Here is a 21,957-nt window from a genome sequence, read left to right as displayed (position 1 = left end):
GGGGCCGGGCGGGTACGGGCCCCGCCGCCGAAGGGGTGCGGTGCGGCGGGGCCCGGATCGCTGGTCAGCAGTACAGGTTCGCTCCGGCGGGTACGCCGAGGACGCCGACGAACTGCTGGTACCGGTTGACGCGGCTCTGCACCTGGGCGGGGTTGCCGCCGTTGCACTCGATCGCGCCGTTGATGCTGCGGATGGTCTCGCCGAACCCGGCGCCGGTGACCATCGCGGTGTGGGCGGTCATCCGGCCGGGCCCGTTCTGGGTCATCCAGTACCAGATGGCGGTCTTCCAGGCCACCGCCGCGTCGTTCTGTACCAGCCACGGGTTGGTCAGCAGGGGCAGCCCGAGGGCGTTGCCGGCGGCGTTGTAGTTGAAGTTCCAGCTCAGCTGGATCGGCCCGCGCCCGTAGTAGGCGGCCTGGCCGGCGGGGCAGCCGTACGGCTGGCTCCGGTCGCAGTAGTGCGGGTAGTTGTTCGTGTTCTGCTCGACGATGTGGACGAGCCCGCCCGTCTCGTGGTGCACGTTCGCCAGGAACGCCGCGGCCTCCTGCCGTTGCACGGTGGTGCTGCCGGTCTTCGTGAACGCCGGGTAGGCGCTCAGGGCGGCGACGAGGCCGGAGTACGTGTAGAACGGGTTCCGACCCGGGAACATCTGGTTGAACTGGGCCTCGGTGACCACGAAGCCGCCGGGGTTGGGGGGCGGCGGGCTGCCGGTGGGCGGCTGGCTGCCGCAGGTGTACGGGTTCCAGTACCAGGTGCTGATGGTGGGGTCGTAGCCCGGGTTGTCGTGCTCGGCGATGTAGTACTGCCCGTTGGTGTACCGGACGATGCTGCCGGCGGGGTACCAGGTGCCGGCGACCCAGTTCGGGTGGTTGCAGGTCCCGCCCGGCGGTGGCGTGGAGCCGCCGCAGGTGCCCAGGTCCTGCCAGACGCCGGTGGTGCCCGGCGGGGCCTCGTTCTGGGTCCACCACTTCGCCTGGTAGTTGCGGCCGTTGTGGGACACCTGCATGCCACCGGTGTAGACGGCCGAGGACTGCCAGGGGGTCGCGCAGGCGGCGGCGGACGCCGCGGTCGACGGGACGATCGCCGCCAGTCCACCTGCGACGGTGAGCGCCGCCACCGCGAGTAGGGCGCGCAGTCTCGACATGTGATCGCTCCTTCCTGAGGATCCACGGGGTCGACGACGCGGAGCGCGCATCGACGACGCTCACTGTAGCATTACTGTTCACAAACTTTCCTATTAAGTTGCGCGGCGGACCGGCCCGGCTCGGCCGGTGCCGCTGCCGAAATCCCCCGTTCGAATCTTTCGGCTGTTTGCCGTAGCCTTTCAGCGGTGACGAAGCGGCTGACCGATGTGGCCCGGAAGGCGGGCGTGAGTGAGGCGACCGTCAGCCGGGTGCTGAACGGTCGTGGAGGCGTGTCCGAGGCGACCCGGACGGCCGTGCTGACCGCCCTCGACGTGCTCGGCTACGAACGCCCCACCAAGCTGCGCGGAGAGCGGGCCCGGCTCGTGGGGCTGGTGCTCCCCGAACTGCAGAATCCGATCTTCCCGGCGCTGGCCGAGGTGGTCACCGGCTCGCTGGCCCAGCGCGGCTTCACCCCGGCGCTCTGCGCGCGCACCATCGGCGGTGTCTCCGAGTCGGACTACGTCGACATGCTGCTGGACCACCAGGTCTCCGGGATCATCTTCGCCGGCGGGTCGTACGCGCTGGGCGACGCGTCGCACGAGCACTACCGGCGGCTGACCGACCGGAAGCTACCGGTCGTGCTGGTCAACGCGGGCGTGGAAGAGCTGACCTTCCCCCGCGTGTCGACCGACGACGCGGTGGCGGTGGAGCAGGCGCACGGCCATCTCCGCTCGCTGGGCCACGAGCGGATCGGCATGGTGCTGGGCCCGGAGGACCATGTCCCGTCGCAGCGCAAGTTGGCCGCGATGGCGCGGATCGCCCGCTGGACCGACGGGGGCCAGGAAGTGGAGCGGACCAGCTTCTCGATGGAGGGCGCCCGGGTCGCGGCCACCAAGCTGGTGCGCCGTGGGGTCACCGGGGTCATCTGTGCCAGCGACGTGCTGGCGTTGGGCACCGTCCGTGCCGTGCGCCGGCTCGGCTGCGCGGTCCCGGGCGACGTCTCCGTGGTGGGCTTCGACGACTCCGCGTTCATGACCTGCACCGACCCGCCGCTGACCACGGTGCGGCAGCCGATCGAGATGATGGGTCAGGCGGCTGTCGACCTGCTGGTCACCCAGATCGAGGGCGGCGGAGTGCTCGCCGACGAGCTGCTCTTCGAGCCCGAGCTGGTGGTGCGCGGCTCCACCGCGCCGGTCCCCGGCGGGGGCCCGGGCCGGTCCCGGTCTCGCTGACCGCACTTCCCGGCGCGGCCGCCGGTCGCCGCGCCGATCCCTGACCGGCACCCGGCGGAGACCGCCTCCCCGCCGCTGAACGGCGCTCCGGCCGTCGACCGCTGCTCGTGGTCGGCGGCCGTTTCGTCGTGGTCCGACGAGGAACGGCCCACTTCCATGCCCCCGTCGCACGCTCTCTGGTTGCAGTCGCATCTTTTCAGTGTCAGATCGAAATCTTGCTGAAATGAGTTCGCCTCGCTACAGTGACTCCACTCACATCGGGCCCTGGAGCGGTTACCGGGCGTCAGGGCGCATGGCGGAACCGATCAGTAGCAGGGCACACGGCGGTGGCGATCACCGCGGATCAGCGAACTTCACGGAGACACCTCGTTCCCGAAGGGATGGACAGATGTCCGTACCGCAGTACCGGAAGGCTGCGGCGTTGGCGCTCGCGGCCGGCCTGGGGCTCGCCCTCACCGCCTGCTCCACGAAGAGCGACGACGCGACCGACGATGCGAGCGGCAAGGTCACCATCACCGTCGACTGCCAGCCGGTCGGCGCCCAGAAAGAGCTGCTTCAGAACTGGAACGAGGACGTCGCCGAGTTCCAGCGGCAGAACCCCGACATCGTCATCAAGAGCGTCAGCGTCGGCGAGCAGTGCAACAACCCGCCGGACTTCACCGCCCGCCTGGCCGGCGGCACGGTGACCGACGTGTTCTACGGCTACATGACCGACCTCCAGCAGGTGCTGGACTCCGGCCAGGCGATGGACATCACCGGGTACGCCACCAAGGACACGATCCCCACCTGGGACAGCGTCGACCCGGCGCTCAAGGAGGTGTTCAGCGACGGCGGCAAGCTCTACGCCGTCCCGGTGAAGAACTACTCGATGGGGCTGGTCTACAACAAGGTCCTGTTCCAGCAGGCGGGGCTCGACGTGAACAACCCGCCCAAGACGTGGCCCGAGGTCCGGGAGGCCGCCAAGAAGATCGCCGCGATCGGCAACGGCATCGCCGGGTACGCCGAGTACAGCGCCGGCAACACCGGGGGCTGGCACTTCACCTCGCTGCTCTACTCCCAGGGCGGTCAGGTGCTGACGCCGGACGGCAAGAAGGCCGACTTCAACAACGCCATGGGCAGGCAGGTCCTGCAGAACCTCAAGGACATGCGGTACGGCGACAACAGCATGGGCAGCCGCCAGCTGCTCCAGTGGGGTGACCTGCTGACCAACGCCGCCGCGGGCAAGGTGGGCATGTTCATCGGCGCGCCGGACACCACCCAGGCGATCGTCAGCCAGTTCCAGGGCAAGTTCCAGGACTGGGCGATGGGGCCGCTGCCCGGCCAGGACGGCCCGGCGAAGGCGACCCTCGGCGGTGGCGAGGGCTACTTCTTCAAGAAGGGCCTCTCCCCGGAGCAGGTCAAGGCCGGTCTCAAGTGGATTGCGTACCAGAAGCTGACGCCGGGCACGGGCCAGTTCGACTACGTCCGGGCCAAGCCGCAGAACTACCCCGTCGGGCTGCCCCAGCCACTGCTCTTCGCGGCCGGTAGCGACGCGCAGAAGCAGGAGCTCGACCTGCGCAAGGCGAACGCGAACGTCGACACCACGAACTTCGCGATCTTCGAGGCGAACCCGGTGGCGATCAAGGGTGAGCCGCGCAACGCGCAGGCGATCTACGCGGTGCTCGACGCGGCGATGTCCGGGGTGCTGACGAACCCGGACGCCGACATCGACGCGTTGCTCAAGACGGCTGAGGACAAGGTCAACCAGCTCCTCGCCGCCGAGAGCTGATTCGCTCGGGTGGGGGCCGGAGCGCCGGCCCCCACACCGTCCGCGCCGCATTGTCGGTCACCGACCCACCAGGAGTTGCCTTGGCGATCACCTCCGCTCCGGGGACCGTCGGAACAGCGGCTCGTCCCGCGCCGCCGTCCCCGGCCGGGCCTCGGCGTACGAGCCTCGGCCGCAAGCTGCGGGACAACCTCACCGGGCACGCGTTCCTGATCGGTGCGGTGCTCTGCTTCGCGGTCTTCGCCTGGTATCCGATGGTCCGCGGCGTCATCATGAGCTTCCAGCGCACCCGACGGGGCGAGACGACCTGGGTCGGCTGGGACAACTACGTCCGGATCCTCGACGACCCCAGTTTCTGGACCGCCTGGAAGAACACGTTCCACTTCACGATCCTCGCGCTCGTCCTCGGGTACGCGGTGCCGTTCTTCGTGGCGATCCTGCTGAACGAGCTCCGTCACGCCAAGGGGTACCTGCGGATCCTGGTCTACCTGCCGGTGATGCTGCCGCCCGCCTCGGCGCTCTACCTCTTCAAGTTCTACGCGTACGACCCCAGCGACGCGGGGCTCTTCAACGCGATCCTCAAGGCCCTGCACCTGCCAACGTCGCAGTGGATGCAGTCACCGGAGATGACTATGCCGGCAATGGTGATCGCGTCGACCTGGATGAACATGGGCGGCGCCGTGCTGATCTACCTGGCGGCGCTGCAGAACATCCCCGGCGAACTCTACGAGGCGGCAGAGCTCGACGGTGCCGGGATCTGGCGCCGGATCCGGCACGTGACCATCCCGCAGACCCGGCTGATCCTCGCGCTCCTGGCGTTGCTCCAGATCGTCGCCACCATGCAGCTCTTCATCGAGCCACTGATCCTCGCCAACGGCGCGGGTGCGGAGGACTCGGCCACCTCGGTGGCGTACCTGATCTACCAGCACGGGTTCTTCCAGAACGACCTCAACGGCGCCGCGGCGCTCGGCGTGATCATGCTCGTGGTGCTGGCCGGCTTCTCCGCCGGCTACCTGCGACTGACCGCGAAACAGGACTAGGACGGACGACCCATGGCACAGGACTCCGGCACCCGTACCCTCATCTCCCAGGCCCAGCTCCGACGCGGGCGCGGCCGGGCGATCTACTGGACGCTGCTCGCCGTCGTGATCATCGGGTTCACGCTCGTCTTCCTCGGGCCGCTCTACTGGATGGTCACCGGCGCGCTCAAGTCCGGCCAGGAGATCGCGCAGACCCCGCCGTCGCTGTTCCCGCAGGACCCGCAGTGGCGGAACTACGCCGACGCGTGGAACAACCTGGACCTCGCCAAGCTCCTGTTCAACACCTTCTACTACGCGGCCGGGGCGGTGCTGTTCCAACTCGTCCTCGACACCGCCGCGGCGTACTCCCTGTCGAAGCTGCGACCGATGTTCGGCAACGCGATCCTCGGCCTGATGCTGGCGACGTTGATGATCCCGGCGATGGTCCTCATCGTCCCGCAGTACGTGACCGTGATCGACCTGCCGATCCTGCACCTCAGCCTGCTCGACTCGCCGTTCGCGATCTGGCTGCCGCTGGTCGCCAACGCGTTCAACATCTTCCTGCTGAAGCGGTTCTTCGATTCGATCCCGGAGGACCTGATGGCGGCGGCTCTCATGGACGGGGCGACACCGCTGCGCACGCTCTGGTCGATCATCCTGCCGATGTCGCGCCCGATCCTCGGCGTGGTCTCGATCTTCGCCGTGACCGCGGTCTGGAAGGACTTCCTCTGGCCGAAGCTGGTCATGCCGTCGCCCGAGACGCGGACGGTCAGCGTCGGCATCTACGCCTTCGCCGGTGGCACGCCCATGAACGTGGTGATCGCCGCGTCCGTGATCGCCGCGATACCGACCGTCATCCTCTTCATGCTCTTCCAACGCAACATCATGTCCGGCCTGACCACCGGCGGCCTCAAGGGATAGCCCCGGCGAACCCGCCGACGTACCGACGCAGAAAGCAGGTGCCCGTGTCCGCAGCAGACAGTGGTCCGTGGTGGCGTGAAGCCGTGATCTACCAGGTGTACCCACGTAGCTTCGCCGACGGCAACGGTGACGGCATCGGCGACATCGCCGGCATCCGGTCCCGGCTGGGCTACCTGTCCGCGCTCGGCGTCGACGCGATCTGGTTCAGCCCCTGGTACCCCTCCCCGATGGCGGACGCCGGCTACGACGTGGCCGACTACCGCGACATCGATCCGGTGTTCGGCACCCTCGCCGAGGTCGAGGCGCTGATCGCGGAGGCGCACGCGCTGGGCATCAGGACCATCGTCGACGTGGTCCCGAACCACTGCTCCGCCGCGCACCCCTGGTTCCAGGCGGCTCTGGCCAGCCCGGACGCGCCGGAACGGGAGCTGTTCTGGTTCCACCCCGGCCGGGGCCCGGACGGCGCGCGGAAGCCCACCGACTGGGTTTCCCCGTTCGCCGGCGACACCTGGACCCGGACCACCAACCCGGACGGCACGCCGGGCGACTGGTACCTGCACCTCTTCGCCCCCGAGCAGCCGGACTTCAACTGGGACCACCCCCGGGTACGCGCCGAGTTCGAGGACATCCTGCGGTTCTGGCTCGACCGGGGCGTGGACGGCATCCGGATCGACTCGGCGGCGATGCTGGCCAAGGACCCGACGCTGCCGGAGGCGACGCCGGACGGCCCGAGCCCGTTCGTCGACGTGGACGCCGTGCACGACATCTACCGGAGCTGGCGGCGGATCACCGACAGCTACCCCGGCGACCGGGCGCTGATCGGCGAGGTGTGGCTCCCCGACCACCGGCGGTTCGCCAACTATCTGCGCCCCGACGAGTTGCACGCCGCGTTCAACTTCGACTTCCTCGGCTGCGCCTGGGACGCGGACGCGCTGCGCGCCTGCATCGACACGACGCTGACCGCCCACGCCCTGGTGGACGCCCCGGCCACCTGGGTGCTCTCCAACCACGACGTCACCCGGCACGTCACCCGGTACGGCCGGGAGGACACCACGTTCAGCTTCGCCACCAAGCGCGAGGGAGTTCCGAGCGATCTGGAACTCGGCACCCGCCGCGCCCGGGCGGCGGCCCTGCTCTCCCTCTCCCTGCCCGGCGCCGCCTACGTCTACCAGGGCGAGGAACTGGGCCTGTGGGAGGTCGAGGACATCCCGCACGACCTGCGGCAGGACCCGATGCACGTCCGCTCCGGCGGGGTCGACCCGGGCCGGGACGGCTGTCGGGTCCCGATCCCCTGGTCGGGCGAGACGCCGCCGTTCGGCTTCAGCCCCGACAACGCCACCGCGACGCCGTGGCTGCCGCAGCCGGCGGACTGGAAGGACCGGACCGCCGCCGCGCAGGCCGGCGACGGGCAGTCGATGTTGGAGCTGTACCGGGCCGCCATCGCCACCCGCCGGGCCGAGCGGGCGCTCGGCGACGGCGGGATGACCTGGCTGCCCGCCCCGGACGGAGTGCTCGCGTTCCGGCGCGACCCCGGCTTCACCTGCGTGGTCAACCTCTCCACGACGGCGGTGCCGCTGCCGCCGTACACCGGGCGGCTGCTCGCCAGCGGGCCGCTCGACGACGACCTGCTTCCGCCCGACACCGCCGTCTGGCTGCGGACGCCGGAGACGACGCCGGCGACCTGACCCCCCACGTCCACTACTCCAAGCAGCGGGTGACGGAACTCGTGCCGGGGGAGCGGGTCGTGTGGCGCGTGGTCGACGCGAAGCTCACCTTCGCCAGCAACCCCAGCGAGTGGACCGGCACGGAGATCAGCTTCGACATCGCAGAACAGGGAGACCAGACGGTGGTCCGGTTCGCCCACGAGGGCCTCGTGCCCCGCTTCGAATGCTTCGACAACTGCTCCAACGCCTGGAGCTTCTACCTCAACGGCAGCCTGCGCCGCCTGATCACGACCGGGGAGGGGCCCACCCCGCCTCCCTGGGCCTGATCCGGGACCGGACCCGGTCGAGCAGGAGGCGACCGAACAGGCGCACCCGGTGCCAGGCGCCGAACTGCACGGCAGCCCACCCGACGACCGCCTCACGCAGCGTGAACACCTCCCCGGCCCGAGGGAGCAGGAGCACCCGCCAGGACGCCGCCGTGGAGCCGAGGATCTCGGCCCGGCGCCGCTGCGCGCGGTAGAGCCCGCCCAGCTCGGCGACGAGCGTCTCGACGCGATGATTGTCCCGCAGACGCCGGTGCTGGTAGGAGAGGGCCGCGTGGACGTTGCCGGCCTCCAGGAACCACTCTTGGGTCTCGGCCGCCTCGGACTCCGGCCGAGGGGTGGCTGCCGTGGAGTGCCTCAGGCTTCCGGAGACGTCGGCGAGTCGCCGGAATTCGTGCAGCCCGTCCTGCTGGCGGGGCGCCGGCAACCAGCGGACGGCGTTGCGGCCCAGGCGGCGGCCCAGCCAGCGCAGGTCGGGCACCAGCCTCATGTGCTCGATGACCCGGGCCTCGGTCTCGGCGATCAGCCGCAGCTCCGCTTCATTCGAGGCGCGCCGCCGGTGCCACGTCAGCCACGCGTAGGCGGGCAGCAACCGGCCCTGGGCCCAGAGCGTCGCCCCGATGCGTTCGGTGCGGCGAAGCGACGGTGGCTGCCGCCGCCACCAGCGGCGCAGGTCGGCGTACCGGCCCTCCTCCCACATGAGGTCGGATCGAGCCAGGATCAACTCCTCGGCGGCAACGTCCGGCTCCTCCGGAAGAAGCCGACGGACCTCGGGAACGAGACCGACCGCGCGGAAGAACAGGAAGGTACCGGCCAGCCGGCGTCGGTCGTCCACGACGACGCTGACGGCGCGCGGTGGCCGCAGGACCGGCGGCGGCACCGGGTCGCAACCCCAGCAGGCGGCGAGCCCGTCGAGGAGTTCGGTGGTCGGCCCGCAGAGAAACGCGACGGTGGCCCCGGCTCTCCGCAGATGCCCGGCCAGGGCGGGCAGGGTACCGCCCGGGTTGCCGTGCTCAACCCCGAAGACGGCGGTGGACCGCTGCGGGACCGGCCGGTGCCAGGCGCAGGACGAGTGGTTGACCCAGTGGACGGTCCGGCCTTCCAGCGCGCCCGGCGGGAGGTCGGCGACCGCCACGTCCACGTCGAAGAAGTCGCTGCCGCTGTAGCCGACGATGACGATCCGGCGAGCCGGCCCCCGCAGTCGGTCGACGAGCGCCGCCCGGTCGTTGTCGTCGAAGCCGCGTTCGATGCGCGCGAGGGTGGCGCCCAGGCGGGCCGGATTCGACCCGTCGGAGAAGGCGTTGTGGAAGTGGTGGATCTGCCCGGGACGCGGCGACCGCCCCTGCCGTTCGTGGAATGCGCGTTCGACGCACAGGTCGAAGTTGGCGGTGAGCTGCCGCCCGCCCGCGTGCAGGTGAGCGGCGAGGAACCTGTGCGCCGGGTTGGGCCGGGCGTCCCGCACGTCGGCGAGGATCTCCCCAACCAGGTCGGGGCTCTGCTGCGCGCCGGCGCCGAGCACGGTCTCCAGCCGGGGCACCCGGGTCCCTGCCGGCTCGGCCGGACAGATGGACCCACGCCGCCAGCCCAGCAGTTCGTGGTACGCGAGGACGGTGTCCAGGGTGAACGGGCGGAACAGCGCCGAGAAGGTGCGCTCGGTGAGCTGCCAACCGGTCGGCAGGCAGCTCGGCGCGCCCCGGGAGATGCCGGCCCCGGTCCAGAAGAGGACACCCGCCGGGCCGGCCTCCGCGATCGTCTCGACCGCGTCGGCGAGCACGGTCATGCCGACTCGAGACCGCTGATGTCGCGGTGTTCGGTCAGCACCAGGCGGACGATCCGCTCCTCCAGGTCCGTGAAGGCGAGCAGATAGACGGTGCGTATCCGGCTGGTGGGGTGCGCCCGGAAGTAGTCCAGCGCGGCCTCGACCATGATCTGGGCGGTCCGCTCCAGATCACCACCGCCGTTACCGGTGCCGAGCAGCGGCAGGACGACCGTACGCAGCTGGTCGCCGCCGGCGTTAAGGCGGTCCATCTCGGCCAGCACGTTGCGCATGCAGCCGCCGATGTCGGCGACCTGCCGGTAGCCGGTGCCCGGTGAGCCGTCCACCGAGGCGACGTGCAGGACCCGCTTGACGCCGTTGTCCACCGCGAGCGTGCCGGAGGAGGTGGTGAAGACCGTGGCGGGGGCGACCGGGGTGCGCAGCGCCACCTCCCGCAGCTCGTTGTAGATCAGGTCGTCGACCAGGTTGCCGGCCGGGTCACGGCGGCCGCCCCGGTAACGGATCGTGCCGGAGATGGTCGGCTCCGTCGGGCGGGCCATCTCCATCTGGGTGTTCTCGGCGTTCACCCAGACGTCGACGCCGGTGACGTTGGCGATGTTGCCGGTGATGATTCCGAGCCGGTGCCGGCGGTCCTGCCGGATGAACGCCACGGTCCGGGTCGTGCGTTGCAGGCGTTGGGGCTGCTTTGCGGCCTCCACGATGGTGAGCCGCAGCTTCAGCTGCTCGACCTCCTGCCCGGCGCGGCGGACTTCGGCTTCGAGCGCGTCGCGCTTGCCGGCGCGGGCCAACCACTGGAAGGAGAGGGTGGTGAAGACCAGGACGAACGCCGCGGCGCCGCCGATGCTGAAACCGAGGGCGCGACCGTCGGCGTACGATTCCGGGAAGATCGAGAACATCAGCAGCGAGACCGCGACCGCATAGAGCAGCACCGACGGCAGTTGCATCGCGGCCTGCCGGCCGGCGCGCCGTGGGTCGGAGAACCAGATCTGCAGCAGGATTCCGATCAGCACCAGGGCGCCGGTGACGCCCAGCAGCAGCGGGTTCACGACCGTGACCTTTTCAGGTGCAGCCAGAGCAGCCCGGCCAGGGTTTTCGCGTCCTGGATCGTGCCGCTGTCGATCAGCGCCGGGAGATCGCCGAGCGGCACCGCGCGGCGGGCGATGTTCTCCGCCTCGTCGGCGCGACCGCCACCCTCATTCACCTGCAGACTGTCGTCGATCTCCGCGTAGAAGAGAATAACGCGTTCCGAAGATCCTCCGGGCGAGGGATAGAACGTCGCAATCCTTTCCAGAGCGCACACGTCGTACCCGATCTCCTCTTGGATCTCGCGGCGGATGGCGGTCTCCGGCGCTTCGTCGGCGTCGACCATTCCGGCCACCAGCTCGACCAACCACCCCGATCCGTGTCCCAGGGTCGGGAACCGGAATTGCTCGACGAGAACGAGCTCGTCGCGCGTGGTGTCCACGACGACCGCTGCCACGGAGTCGCCGCGGTCGGCGTTGACGAGGGTGACCGCCCTGCTCCAGTCGCCGGACAACGAGCGGTCCGCGCCATAGGTGCGGTAACGGAGTTCGGCTTCCCGGATGGTGAAGATCCGGGTTGTGAGGAGCACCTGCTCGGAGAGGATTTCGACGTTCCGCTGGCGATCGGGCACGTTGCCGCTCCTTGATCAAAAACGCGCGCGTTCCTCACAAAGCGCGGCGGTTAACCTAAGCATAACTCCGATTCCAGCGTCGTTGATGTTGGGACGATCTGTCGGATTATGGCGTCACAGGAGACCAGAGATGCTCGACGAGCGCCCGGCGGCCTACTTCAGCCACAGCTACGACGTCCTGGACCGGCGGGTGACCGACTTCTTTCTGGAGGCGCTGTCGGAACGGTTCGCGCTCGCCGTCGACCCGCGCTCGGCGACCCTGTCCACGATGCACCTTGAATTGATGATGCGGCGAACCGCCTGTTTCGTCGCTGTGGTCACCCGTCGGGAAAACCAGCCGCAGTACCGCTGCTCGCCGTTCGCGGTGCACGAGTACGGGATGGCGGTACTGGCGAACCGGCCGAGGCTGGTAATCCCGGAGATCAACATTCCGGCGCGCCATTTCATCGGCGCGGACCTAGCCCGTCCGTTCAACCGCAACCGGCTCGCCGCGTACCGGATGCCCCTGGACGCTCTCGACGAGCTGGTGGCCCGCGCCCGGGAGCACACGGACGAGGTGGACCGCCCCTTGGGCGCCGCCGCGCTGATGCTCCCACCGACCCCCGAGTACGCGGCGGCCGAACCGGAGCTGCGCCGGCTCATCTCCCAGGCCGGTTGGCAGGTGGACAACATCTCCGAGGCCCTGCTGCGCGACGAGGTCGACGCCGCGGGCGCGGCGACCCTGCTGGACCGGTACGACTTCGTCCTCCTCGACGTCCTGGACCCACGGACACCGTCCTGGGTGCTGCCGTTCCTCCAGGCCCGTGGCGTGCCGACGGTCCGGCTGGTGTGCCACCGCGCCGACGACACCGCGATCCGGCAACTGCCCCGGCTCGCGGTCAGCCACGCGCTGCAGGCGTCCAGCGCGGTCAACCGGCACGCCATCTGGTGGTCCGACCTGGACGTGCTGCTGCCGGAGCTGGGCCGGGAGATCGGCCGGCTGCAGATGCCCCGGCTCCAGTTCGCCGGCTTGGAGGAGGCCCGCCGGTACGTGTGGAGTCTCGGCCGCGACCAGGGCCCCGTCTTCCTCAGCAGCGCCCAGGGCGACAACGACCTCGCGCAGCTCATCGCCCAGGAACTGGACCTGCGCAACGTCGAGCACTTCCACTACCTGTTCAACAGTGACCTACCGCGTGGCAAGGCGTGGGAGCACCGCCTGCTCGCCAAGGTGGGTGAGTGCCGGATCTTCGTGCCGCTGGTGAGCCGGCACTACCTGAACAGCATGTGGTGCAGGAAGGAGATGGACATCGCGCTGGAGCTGAGCGGTCAGCGGCGCATGCGGGTCCTGCCGTACTTCCTCGACCACGACGCCGGTGCCACGGTCCCGATCCAGGGCACCTCGATGATGCACCTGAGCGACACGGCACGGGTGCGGCGCATCGTCGACGACGTGGACCGGGCGCTCACCGACCTGACCGACCGGCGGCGCCGCCCCCGCATCGAGATCACCGTGGCTGGCGGGCGGACGGCGCCGGACGTGGACGTGATCGTGCTCGCCACCGGCCCGACGGAGTACGCAGCGGCGGCCCGCATGCTGCGCGAGCCGTCCCCGGTGGTCGGCACGGCCGAGCACCCCAACCGCTTCGACTGGCTCGGTGGCACGGTGTCCCGTCAGCAGGGCAGCGGCTACCAACTGGTGCTCTGCCGGGCCGGCGCGGACGGCGGCCGGGAAGCGTTGCGCGCGGCCGTCGAGGCGTTCGGGCCCGAGCACGTCGTGCTGCTCGGCACCGCGTCGGCCGTGGTGCCGGCCGGCGTGGTGGTGGCGGACCGGATCTGCGGCTTCCACCGGTTCAGCGTGGACAGCTCGTTCGTGCCCAGTCTGCACCGGGACTACCCGACCGATCCGGGTGTCGCGGCATCGGCGGAGGGGCTGCCATCGGTGGTACGGGGGACACTGACCGTCGGTGACGAGGTGGTGCACGCGCCGGACGCCCCCGCCTTCGCCCCGGTGCTGGACACGTGGCCCGACGCGGTAGCGGTGGGCGTGCTGTCGGTGGACACGGTCGAGCAGTTGGAGGACTTCCGGACGTACGGGCGGATCAGCCACTTCAGCGCGGTCGTCGGTGTCGCGCCGCCCGACGCGGACGATACGGCCCGGGGGACGGCGGCAGAGCGGGCGTTCACCGTCGTCAGCCGGCTAGTCTCGGCGCACTGGCCGCGACCGCCGCGCACGGACGCGGCAGACGAGGGGGCATTCGGTGTGGCAGCCGCAGCCGATTGACACCAGCGGAATCGAGGTGCCGCAGGCGGTGCGCAAGGAACAGGAGACGCTCTCCCGCCAGGCGCACGACATCTGGGCCGCGAAACGGCTCGCGGACGGCTGGAGGTACGGCGAGGTTCGGAACGACATCGAGAAGACCCACCCGAACCTCGTCGCCTACGAGGAACTGGACGACGACGACAAGTCCTACGACCGGGATCTCATCGAGGGGACCATCCGGCTCCTGATCAAGCTGGGTTTCCGGATCGAACGCGACCCCACCTGAGGACGTCCCGTCACCCGGCGACGGTCCATCCTGACCGGGTCGGGGCGCTGGTGACCGCGAAGCCGCACGCCTTCTACGGTCGGGGCTACCCCGATGCCACACCACTCCTCGAATGCCAGACAGATCCGCAACGACTCGGCTGGTCGCGGCGGCGGCGCGCCAGCAGCTGCAAAGGGCGGGACTGCGCCGGCCGGCGACGGCGGCAGGCGGGCGCTGCCGTGCCCCTGGGCCGGGAGTGGAATGGCTGTGTTCTCCAGCAGATGTCCACCAGGGTGAACTCGTGCCAGCGCGGGTCACCGTGGCCGACCGCCGGGCGAATGCCACAACGGCGACGGGTGGCGGCATCCGGGCCGCCCGGTACTGCTGCGCTCGCTTGCTGAAGATCAGCAGAATGACCGAACGCCTGCCAGATGTGCATCTCGGCGCTACTTCTGTTGGGTGATCGTGGCGGCTGCGATCTCGCCGCTCTGCATGTTCCCGGTCACCACGACGGTGTCGCCGGTCCGGAGGTCCTTGAGCGCGCCGGGCAGCCGGACCTGCGTACGGTCGTCCGTCTGCACGGTGACCACCTCGCCGGACTCGCGCCGGATCTTCATCACATCTCCGTCGATGTCGGTGACGGTGCCGGTGGTGGCCGGGGTGGCGGTGGCGGCCGGGGGAGCGGCGCCACCGCCACGGGCACCGCCGCCGCGGGCCCCACCGGCGGGTCCGTCGATCGCTGCCCCGCGCCCCGCCGGTGCGGCTGCGGGGTCCGGCCCGTACGCCCGCTGCGCCTGCGCGCCGCCGGCGAAGCCGCCGACGAGTAGCAGCGCTGCCGCGAGCCACGGGGTGGCCCGGCTCCGCCAGGGGCGGGGTCTGGCGGCGAGAGCGGTGTCCATGTCGGTCGTCATGTCTTCACCTGTCATTCGTAGCGGAGTGCGTCGATGGGGCGCAGGCCGGCGGCGCGGCTGGCGGGGACACTGCCGAAGAACAGCCCGATCGCGACGGAGACGCCCAGGGCCAGTGCGACGGAGCTGGGCACGATCACCGGTTGCACGCCGACGATGGTGAACCGGCTGCCGATGAGCGCGGCGGCCACGCCGAGGCCGCCGCCGAGGACGCTGAGCATGGTCGCTTCGGCGAGGAACTGGGTGAGGATGGTGCGTCGGGGTGCGCCGAGGGCCTTGCGGATGCCGATTTCCCGGGTTCGCTCGGTGACGGTCACCAGCATGATGTTGGTGATGCCGATGCCGCCGACGAGCAGGCTGATGCCGGCGACGGTGCCGAGCAGGACGGTGAAGGTCTGTGCGGTCTCGGTGCGGGTGGCGAGGAGTTGGGCGGCGTTCTGGATCCGGTACGGCGCGGCACCCGCACCACCACCGCCGCGTCCGGTGGCGGTGGTGCCGGTCGGCAGCTTGAGGCGTTGGTTGAGGATCTGGGTGACCTGTTGCTGGGCGGCGTTGACGCGGTCCGGGCCGGTGGCCTCGACGAGGATGGAGTTGACCGGGCCGTACCCGGTGATGGTCTGCTGCACGGCGGTGAGCGGGGCGACGGCGAGGTCGTTCGGGTCGGAGAAGCCGGACGCGGAACTTCTCTCGGCGAGAACGCCGACGACGGTGAACAGGGCGCCCCCGACGGTGACCTGCTGCCCGACCGGGTCGATGTCGGCGAACAGTTCGGTGGCGACGGTCCGCCCGAGCACGACCACCCGCCGACCCTGGGCCACGTCCTGGTCGGTGAAGGCCGCGCCGGCGGCGAGTGGGCTGTTCGACGAGCCGAAGTAGGTCGGGTGGGTACCGAGAAACTGCGCCACCGGGTGCTCCGTCCCGGCGTGGGTCATCGTCGGGGCGGTGCTGACCACCGGTGAGACCGCCCGGACGTCGGGGGCGAGTGCCGGGTCGTGCAAGGACTGCGCGATGTCGACCGTGAGTGCCGACGGCGCCGTTCCGCCGCGGGCGGTGCTGGACACGGTGATGGTGTTGGTGCCCAGCGCCTCGATGCTGCGGTTGACGGCCTGCGCGGAGCCGTTGCCGACGGCGACCAGCAGGATGACTGCGGCGACGCCGATGAGGATGCCGAGCATGGTCAGCGCCGAGCGCAGCTTGTTGGCGGCGACGCCGCGGCCGGCGAAGCGGAGGATCTCCAGCAGGCTCACCGGGCACCGTCCTGTCGTACGTCGGTGGTGATCCGCCCGTCGAAGAGGGTGACCAGCCGGCGGGCGCGGGCGGCCACCTCCGTCTCGTGAGTGATCATGACGATGGTGCGGCCGGCGGTGTGCAACTGGTCGAGGATGGCCAGCACCTCTTCGGTGGAGCGGCTGTCGAGGTTGCCGGTGGGTTCGTCGGCGAGGATCAGTGCGGGCTCGGTGACCAGGGCGCGGGCGACGGCGACGCGTTGCTGCTGGCCGCCGGAGAGCTGGTTTGGCTCGTGGTCGGCCCGGCCGGCGAGACCCACCATGTCCAGGGCCGCGAGGGCCCGCCAGCGTCGCTCGGCCGGCTTGACGCCGGCGTACGCCAGGGGCAGCTCGACGTTGGCCACCGCCGAGGTGCGGGGGATGAGGTTGAACGACTGGAAGACGAACCCGATGCGCCGGTTGCGGACGAGGGCCAGCCGGGCGTCGTCGAGTCGGCTGACGTCGACCCCGTCCAGGCGGTAGGTGCCGGCGCTGGGTACGTCGAGGCAGCCGAGGATGTTCATCAGCGTCGACTTGCCGGATCCTGAGGAACCCATGATGGCCACGTAGTCGCCGGCCGTGACGGTCAGCGACACGCCGCGCAGCGCGTGCACGGTCGCCTCGCCCTGCCCGTACACCTTGGTCAGGTCACGAACGTCGAGCACCGGACGGTTCTGGCTCTCGGTGGTGCGGTGAGCTCCGTCGACCAGGTAGAGGGTCACCGGTTGCCCCGCCCGCCGCCACCGGTCAGTCCGCCGCCCGCCGGCCCACCGCGCCCGCCGCCGGTGCTCGGGTCGGCGCCGCCGGTGCTGGGCAGCACGACCCGGTCGCCTTCGGTCAGGCCGGAGGTGATCTCGACGAGTTGGTCGCCCCGCAGGCCCACCTCGACCGGGCGGACGACCGGGGTGCCGTTGTCCAGGACGGTCACGGTGTGCCGGTTGCCGGCGCTGGTGACCGCGAGAGCTGATACCGCGACGACGTTCTCGGCCGTGTCGAGGGTGACGGTGACCTGCACGCTCTGGCCGGGCCGGGCGGCGTCGGGACGGTCCTTGAGGCTCAGGGTGACGCCGTAGGTCACCACGTCGTTGGCGGTGGTGGCGTTCGGGTCGATCGCGGCGAGCGTCGCCTCGGCGGTGGTGCCGGGCAGCGCGTTCCAGCTGACCGTGGCGGGCATGCCCGCCTTGAGCCGGGTCGCGTCGGCCTCGGGGACCGCGGCGGTGACCTCCAGCCGGGTCAGGTCGGCGATCTGCACGAGTCCCTCGCCTCCCGAACCGGATGCGGTACTGCCGGCCCCGGAGGCGCCGCTCCCGGTCGCGCCGCCGGTGGCCGCGCCGCCCGCCGAGGTGCCGGGATCCCCGACGCTGCCGTTGACGGCCACCACGGTGCCCGCGATCGGCGCGGTCAGGGTGGCGCCGTCGAGCTTCTCCCGCGCTGCGGCGACCTTCAGCTCCGCCTGGGTCACCGCGGCCTCCGACTGGACGGTCGAATCGTCTGCTCCTGCCGCCCGGTCCGCCGCATCCTGCGCCGCGTCCAGGTCGGCCTCGGCCGCCGTGAGCTCCCGCTTCGCGGCCGAGGCGTCGACCCGGGCGAGCACCTGGCCCTTCTTCACCGAGTCGCCGACGGCGACGGTGATCTCCGTGATCGGCCCGGCGGTGGCGAAGCTCGCGCTCGCGGTCGCCGCGCTGCGCACCGAACCGGGTACGGACACCGCGGACGTCACCGTCGCCCGGCTCACCGGCACCGTCCGGGCCTCGCCGGCAGCCGCCGTCTCCGGTCCGGTGAACGCGGTGTACGCCCACCCGCCCGCGATCAGCACCGCCACGGCGAGGCCGGTGTTGACGAGCAGGGACGGGCCGCGGGCAGGGATGAGTCGTCGCACACGCATGTCCGACAGCCTGGGGATGGCGGCTCGGAGCGGACCCGGCGCAACCTCGGAGCCGGCTGGGAGTCGGGCGGCGGTCAACTGTCGGCGAGGAGGTCCTCGATCGCGGGCTCCGGGTCCGCTGGACGTTTCCGGACAGTCGCCGGTGGGTCAGCTGTGCATGGTGCGCAGCAGGTCGACCAGTTCGTCGCGGTCGGCGTCGGGCACCGAGGGCAGCAGGACCCGGAAGGTGGCCCCCCGGCCGGGGGCGGTGAGCAGTTCGACCCGGCCCTGGTGTCCCCGCACGAGGGCCGCCACGATGGACAGGCCGAGGCCGGACCCGCCGCTGCCGCGGTTCCGGCTCGGGTCGGCGCGGTAGAGCCGTTCGAAGACCCGTACGGCCTGGTCGGCGGGGAGGCCCGGCCCGTCGTCGGTCACCTCCAGCACCGCTACCGGCGTTGCGGCGGGCAGCGGGTCTCCCACGGCCGTGACGGGCGGCCCTACCGGCGTACGGCGTAGCCGCCCGGCGCGGACCGTCACGCGGGCCTGCGGCGGCGTGTGCTGCAGGGCGTTGGTGAGCAGGTTGGCGGCCACCTGGCGCAGCCGGTGCTCGTCGCCGGTGACCATGACCGGTTCGAACCCGTCGTTGTCGTCGAGGGCGGCCAGGCGGATCCGCCGCTGGGGTGCGCGGGCGTGCGCGTCGCGGACGCTGTCGGCGGCGACGGCCAGCAGGTCGACCGGTCGGCGTCGCAGGGGGCGTTCGTGGTCGAGCCGGGCGAGCAGCAGCAGGTCCTCGACGAGCAGGCCCATCCGGGCGGCTTCGGCCTCGATCCGGGACATCGTCTCGTCCAGTTCCGGTCCCGGTGGCGTCCCGCCACGGCGGTAGAGCTCGGCGAACCCGCGGATGGAGGTCAGCGGCGTGCGCAGCTCGTGCGAGGCGTCGGCGATGAACTGCCGTAGCCGCCGCTCCGACTCGCGGCGGGCGGCGACCTCGGTGGAGATCCGGTCCAGCATCAGGTTGAGCGCTCCGCCGAGCCGGCCCGGCTCGGTGTGCGGATCGGCGTCGGGCACCCGGCGGGACAGGTTCCCCCCGGTGATCTGGGCCGTGGTCTGCTCCATCCGGGTCAGCGGCCGAAGGCCGAGCCGGACCACCATCGCGGCGAGCGACGCCAGCAGCATCAGGACGACCACGATCACGACCGCGTCGATCAGCAGCAGTAGGTCGGTGGTCTCCTCGACCTCGCGTAGCGACACCGCCAGCACCGCGATGCCCCGGTCGTCGCCGCGCTCGACCACCAGGACCCGCCAGGCGGCTGTGCCGTCGGTGGCCTCGACGGTGTACGGGCGGGTGTCGGTGGCACGGGCGATGAGCCGGTCGTACGGCTCGACCACCGGCACCGTGGTCGACTCGTCGGAACGCCGGACGTCCTCCAGGCTGCCGTCCGGGCCGTACAGCAGCACCACCTGCTCCGGGCCGAGCCGGGCGCGCGGCAGCACGCGGGTGCGCTCGCGCGGGTCGTAGGGCGGGACGGTGTCCCGGGTGAACGGCCGGCTGACCGCGGTGAGCTGGTCGTCGATCCGGTCGGTGAGGGTCCGGCGCAGCAGCACCAGCCCGGCCGTGTTCGCCACCACCAACGCCAGCGCGGTCAGCGCCGCCACGACCACGACCAGCCGGGCCCGTAGGGTCCACCGCCCCCAGCGGCGCAGTCGCCATCCTCGGGCGGCACGGCGGCGTCCCACCGTCACCCGCCCTCGGTGCGGGGTACCCGTAGCGTGTAGCCGACGCCCCGCACGGTGTGGACCAGCGGCGGGGCCTGCATGTCGATCTTCTTGCGCAGGTAGTAGATGTACGACTCGACGATCCGTCCGTCGCCGCCGAAGTCGTAGTTCCACACCCGATCGAGGATCTGCGCCTTGCTGACCACTCGGCCGGCGTTGACCATCAGGTAACGCAGCAGGTTGAACTCCGTCGGCGACAGTTCGACGATCCGGCCGCCACGGCGGACCTCGTGGGCGTCCTCGTCCAGCTCCAGGTCCGCGTAGCGCAGCACACCGTCCGGCGCCGGCGCGTCGTCGGCGCGGCTGCGGCGCAGGATCGCCCGGATCCGCAGCACCACCTCCTCCAGGCTGAACGGCTTGGTGACGTAGTCGTCCGCCCCGACGGTCAACCCGGAGATGCGGTCCTCCACCGTGCCCCGCGCGGTGAGGAACAGCACCGGCACCCCGGCTCCCGTGCCGCGCAGCCGCCGGGCAACCTGGAAGCCGTCGAGGTCGGGCAGCATCACGTCGAGCACCACCAGGTCCGGATCGAACTCCTCGGCCAGGGCCAACGCCTCATGGCCTCCGCCGGCCACCCGGACGTCGAACTCGACCAGCCGCAGCGTCGCCGACAGCAGGGCACGGATGTTCTCCTCGTCGTCGACGACGAGCACACGGGTGCGGCGATCAGACACGGTTGCCAGGTCTATCCGTAGAACCTCGGAGTGAGCTGGGAGCGACCTGTCCCGGAGCTGAGCGAGATCATCCGGCAGCGAGAAGCAGGTCGCCCTCGGCGAGGCCGGACCTGATCTCCACGAACTGGTCCCCCCGGACACCGATCACGACGGCGCGTGTTTCAACCGCCCCGGCGAGCAGTACGGTGCCCGAACCGTCGGGCCGAAACTCGACCGCGCCCGCCGGGACCCGCAGCACGTCCGCGACGGTGGCGATCCGGATCCGCACGGCGGCGCTCTGACCGATCAGCAGATCGTCCGGAGCGTCGTCCAGCGCGAGCCGGACCCCGAACCGGACCACCTGACCGTCGCTGGTGCCGACCGGGTCCAGCTGGACCACCTCGGCGTCCAGTTTGGTGTCGGACCGTCCGGCCGGGGTCACCGTGGCGGTCTGCCCCACCGCGATCTGCCCGGCGTCGGCTTCCGGGAAGGTCGCCGTGACCTGCATCCCGTCGACGACCGCCAGTTCGACGAAGCGCACACCCGCCGCCGCCCGGGTGCCCACCGGTCCGGCCACCGACAGCACCCGGCCGGCGACCGGCGCGGTGATGGTCGTACCGGCCAGCCGGTCCTGCGCCTCGGCCAGGGCCAGCTGCGCGGCGGTCACCTGCTGGTGCGCCCGCAGCAGCGGGTCGGTGCCGACGGCGTTCCCGCCCGGCCCGGAGCCACCCGGCTCCGTCGGGCAGCCTCGCGGGCCCGCCGGCGCCGGGGTCGTCGCGGTGACCGCCGGCCCCTTCCCGGTTCCGCTCGGCGAGGGCTTGGCGGGGGAGGCCGACGAACCCGTGGGAGTCGGTGTGGCCGACGGTGTGGGGGAGGGCGAGGACTGGTCGGGGTCGGGTCTCGGTGTGGGTGACCCCGTGTCGCCCGATGGCGTCGTCCGGACGGTGCCGCCGGCCGCACCTCCCGCGCCGTCTCCCCGCGCGGCCGAAACGGGCGACGTGGCGCACGCGAGAGCGTCCGGCTCCTCCTCCACCTCGAGGTCGTCGAGCGCGGCGCGCGCGTCGGCCAGCGCCTGCTCCGCGCGCGTCACCTCGGCGTGGGCCTCGCCGTCGTCAAGCACCGCGAGCACCTGCCCGACGGTGACGTCGGCGCCCGGGCGGACCCGGACCTCGGTCACGGTGCCGGCCGCGGTGAACGCCAGTCCACGGCTCGCCGCGGGCCGTACCGAGCCGGTCGCGGCGACCGCCGAGGTCACCTCACCCCGATCCACCCGTACGGTCGCCGCCGGCGCTGCGGTCCGGTCGGCGTCGCCCGAGAACGCGGACGCGCCCGCCGCGACAGTGACCGCGACCAGCGTGGCGGTGGCGGCGACGGTGGGTGCCGGCCGGCGCCGGACCGCCCGCCACACGTGCAGGTGGATGCCCATGGCTGCCGATCGTCGACCCACTTCCTGACAGGGGGCTCGGCCGCACCTCGGAGTTACCTCACAGCCCGGCATTCCGAGGCGA

The 21,957-nt window shown here is 71.3% G+C and carries 18 protein-coding genes and 1 pseudogene; 8 read left to right on the top strand and 11 right to left on the bottom strand.

The features are described 5' to 3' along the window. Nucleotides 1-64: 64 nt before the first annotated feature. Nucleotides 65-1,144, bottom strand: coding sequence for a glycoside hydrolase family 19 protein (locus GKC29_RS01490; RefSeq protein ID WP_155329102.1), 1,080 nt, complete (start codon nt 1,142-1,144; stop codon nt 65-67). A gap of 186 nt (nt 1,145-1,330) precedes the next feature. On the opposite strand from GKC29_RS01490, the gene GKC29_RS01485 reads away from it, so the two are divergent. The 6 genes from GKC29_RS01485 (at nt 1,331) to GKC29_RS01460 (ending at nt 8,051) form a co-directional block, all read left to right on the top strand. After that, nucleotides 1,331-2,356, top strand: a complete 1,026-nt coding sequence (locus tag GKC29_RS01485) for a LacI family DNA-binding transcriptional regulator (protein ID WP_155329101.1) — start codon at nt 1,331-1,333, stop codon at nt 2,354-2,356. A gap of 388 nt (nt 2,357-2,744) precedes the next feature. After that, nucleotides 2,745-4,124, top strand: a complete 1,380-nt coding sequence (locus GKC29_RS01480) for an ABC transporter substrate-binding protein (RefSeq protein ID WP_155329100.1) — start codon at nt 2,745-2,747, stop codon at nt 4,122-4,124. An 80-nt stretch (nt 4,125-4,204) separates the two neighbouring features. Then, the gene (locus GKC29_RS01475) at nt 4,205-5,161 is read left to right on the top strand and encodes a carbohydrate ABC transporter permease (RefSeq protein WP_370463295.1); all 957 of its coding nucleotides are present in this window, start codon (nt 4,205-4,207) and stop codon (nt 5,159-5,161) included. 12 nt (nt 5,162-5,173) lie between these two features. Continuing rightward, nucleotides 5,174-6,061 carry a carbohydrate ABC transporter permease gene (locus GKC29_RS01470; protein ID WP_155329099.1) on the top strand — a complete coding sequence of 296 codons (888 nt, stop codon included), beginning with the start codon at nt 5,174-5,176 and terminating at the stop codon, nt 6,059-6,061. An 83-nt stretch (nt 6,062-6,144) separates the two neighbouring features. Next, a complete protein-coding gene (locus GKC29_RS01465) occupies nt 6,145-7,746 on the top strand; it encodes a glycoside hydrolase family 13 protein (protein ID WP_230688880.1) in 1,602 nt (533 codons plus the stop codon). Between the two features lie 29 nt (nt 7,747-7,775). Next, nucleotides 7,776-8,051 (top strand): hypothetical protein, encoded by a 276-nt coding sequence (locus GKC29_RS01460; protein ID WP_155329097.1) that lies wholly within the window; start codon nt 7,776-7,778, stop codon nt 8,049-8,051. Here GKC29_RS01460 and GKC29_RS01455 read toward each other — a convergent pair. The 3 genes from GKC29_RS01455 to GKC29_RS01445 are packed head-to-tail and all read right to left on the bottom strand — an operon-like array spanning nt 8,011 to nt 11,479. Then, on the bottom strand, nt 8,011-9,828 hold the full coding sequence (locus GKC29_RS01455) for a hypothetical protein (protein ID WP_155329096.1): 1,818 nt from the start codon (nt 9,826-9,828) through the stop codon (nt 8,011-8,013). The two genes, GKC29_RS01460 and GKC29_RS01455, sit on opposite strands and share 41 nt — an antisense overlap. Beyond that, nucleotides 9,825-10,871 (bottom strand): macro domain-containing protein, encoded by a 1,047-nt coding sequence (locus GKC29_RS01450; RefSeq protein WP_155329095.1) that lies wholly within the window; start codon nt 10,869-10,871, stop codon nt 9,825-9,827. The genes GKC29_RS01455 and GKC29_RS01450 overlap by 4 nt, the downstream gene beginning before the upstream one ends. Continuing rightward, the gene (locus tag GKC29_RS01445) at nt 10,868-11,479 is read right to left on the bottom strand and encodes an NUDIX domain-containing protein (protein ID WP_155329094.1); all 612 of its coding nucleotides are present in this window, start codon (nt 11,477-11,479) and stop codon (nt 10,868-10,870) included. Before GKC29_RS01445 ends, GKC29_RS01450 begins: the two co-directional genes overlap by 4 nt. Before the next feature lie 130 nt (nt 11,480-11,609). Here GKC29_RS01445 and GKC29_RS01440 point away from each other — a divergent pair, with 130 nt between their 5' ends. Together GKC29_RS01440 and GKC29_RS01435 are read left to right on the top strand one after the other, a co-directional pair. After that, complete coding sequence (locus GKC29_RS01440) at nt 11,610-13,739, top strand: TIR domain-containing protein (RefSeq protein WP_196255785.1); 2,130 nt, start codon at nt 11,610-11,612, stop codon at nt 13,737-13,739. Next, nucleotides 13,717-14,004, top strand: coding sequence for a RyR domain-containing protein (locus GKC29_RS01435; protein ID WP_155329092.1), 288 nt, complete (start codon nt 13,717-13,719; stop codon nt 14,002-14,004). The genes GKC29_RS01440 and GKC29_RS01435 overlap by 23 nt, the downstream gene beginning before the upstream one ends. Nucleotides 14,005-14,429: 425 nt before the next feature. Here GKC29_RS01435 and GKC29_RS01430 read toward each other — a convergent pair whose 3' ends face one another. From GKC29_RS01430 to GKC29_RS01400, 7 genes and pseudogenes are all read right to left on the bottom strand, one after another. Further along, the gene (locus tag GKC29_RS01430; protein WP_155329091.1) at nt 14,430-14,894 is read right to left on the bottom strand and encodes a hypothetical protein; all 465 of its coding nucleotides are present in this window, start codon (nt 14,892-14,894) and stop codon (nt 14,430-14,432) included. Between the two features lie 11 nt (nt 14,895-14,905). Then, on the bottom strand, nt 14,906-16,138 hold the full coding sequence (locus GKC29_RS01425; protein ID WP_155329090.1) for an ABC transporter permease: 1,233 nt from the start codon (nt 16,136-16,138) through the stop codon (nt 14,906-14,908). Further along, nucleotides 16,135-16,878: an ABC transporter ATP-binding protein gene (locus GKC29_RS01420; RefSeq protein ID WP_155329089.1), complete on the bottom strand. Its 744-nt coding sequence runs from the start codon at nt 16,876-16,878 to the stop codon at nt 16,135-16,137. The genes GKC29_RS01425 and GKC29_RS01420 overlap by 4 nt, the downstream gene beginning before the upstream one ends. Then, complete coding sequence (locus GKC29_RS01415; protein ID WP_155329088.1) at nt 16,875-18,041, bottom strand: efflux RND transporter periplasmic adaptor subunit; 1,167 nt, start codon at nt 18,039-18,041, stop codon at nt 16,875-16,877. Before GKC29_RS01415 ends, GKC29_RS01420 begins: the two co-directional genes overlap by 4 nt. Next, nucleotides 18,019-19,757, bottom strand: a pseudogene (locus GKC29_RS01410) (sensor histidine kinase); the annotation flags it as partial. The pseudogene GKC29_RS01410 and the gene GKC29_RS01415, both read right to left, overlap by 23 nt. A gap of 2 nt (nt 19,758-19,759) precedes the next feature. Further along, nucleotides 19,760-20,470 (bottom strand): response regulator transcription factor, encoded by a 711-nt coding sequence (locus tag GKC29_RS01405; RefSeq protein WP_370463294.1) that lies wholly within the window; start codon nt 20,468-20,470, stop codon nt 19,760-19,762. 67 nt (nt 20,471-20,537) lie between these two features. Next, the gene (locus tag GKC29_RS01400; protein WP_155329087.1) at nt 20,538-21,875 is read right to left on the bottom strand and encodes an efflux RND transporter periplasmic adaptor subunit; all 1,338 of its coding nucleotides are present in this window, start codon (nt 21,873-21,875) and stop codon (nt 20,538-20,540) included. Nucleotides 21,876-21,957: the final 82 nt, after the last annotated feature.

It is taken from the genome of Micromonospora sp. WMMC415 (genome assembly GCF_009707425.1).
GTDB lineage: Bacteria > Actinomycetota > Actinomycetes > Mycobacteriales > Micromonosporaceae > Micromonospora.
The sequence above is the reverse complement of the archived record's forward strand: the minus strand, read 5'-3'. Positions and strand labels throughout refer to the sequence as shown.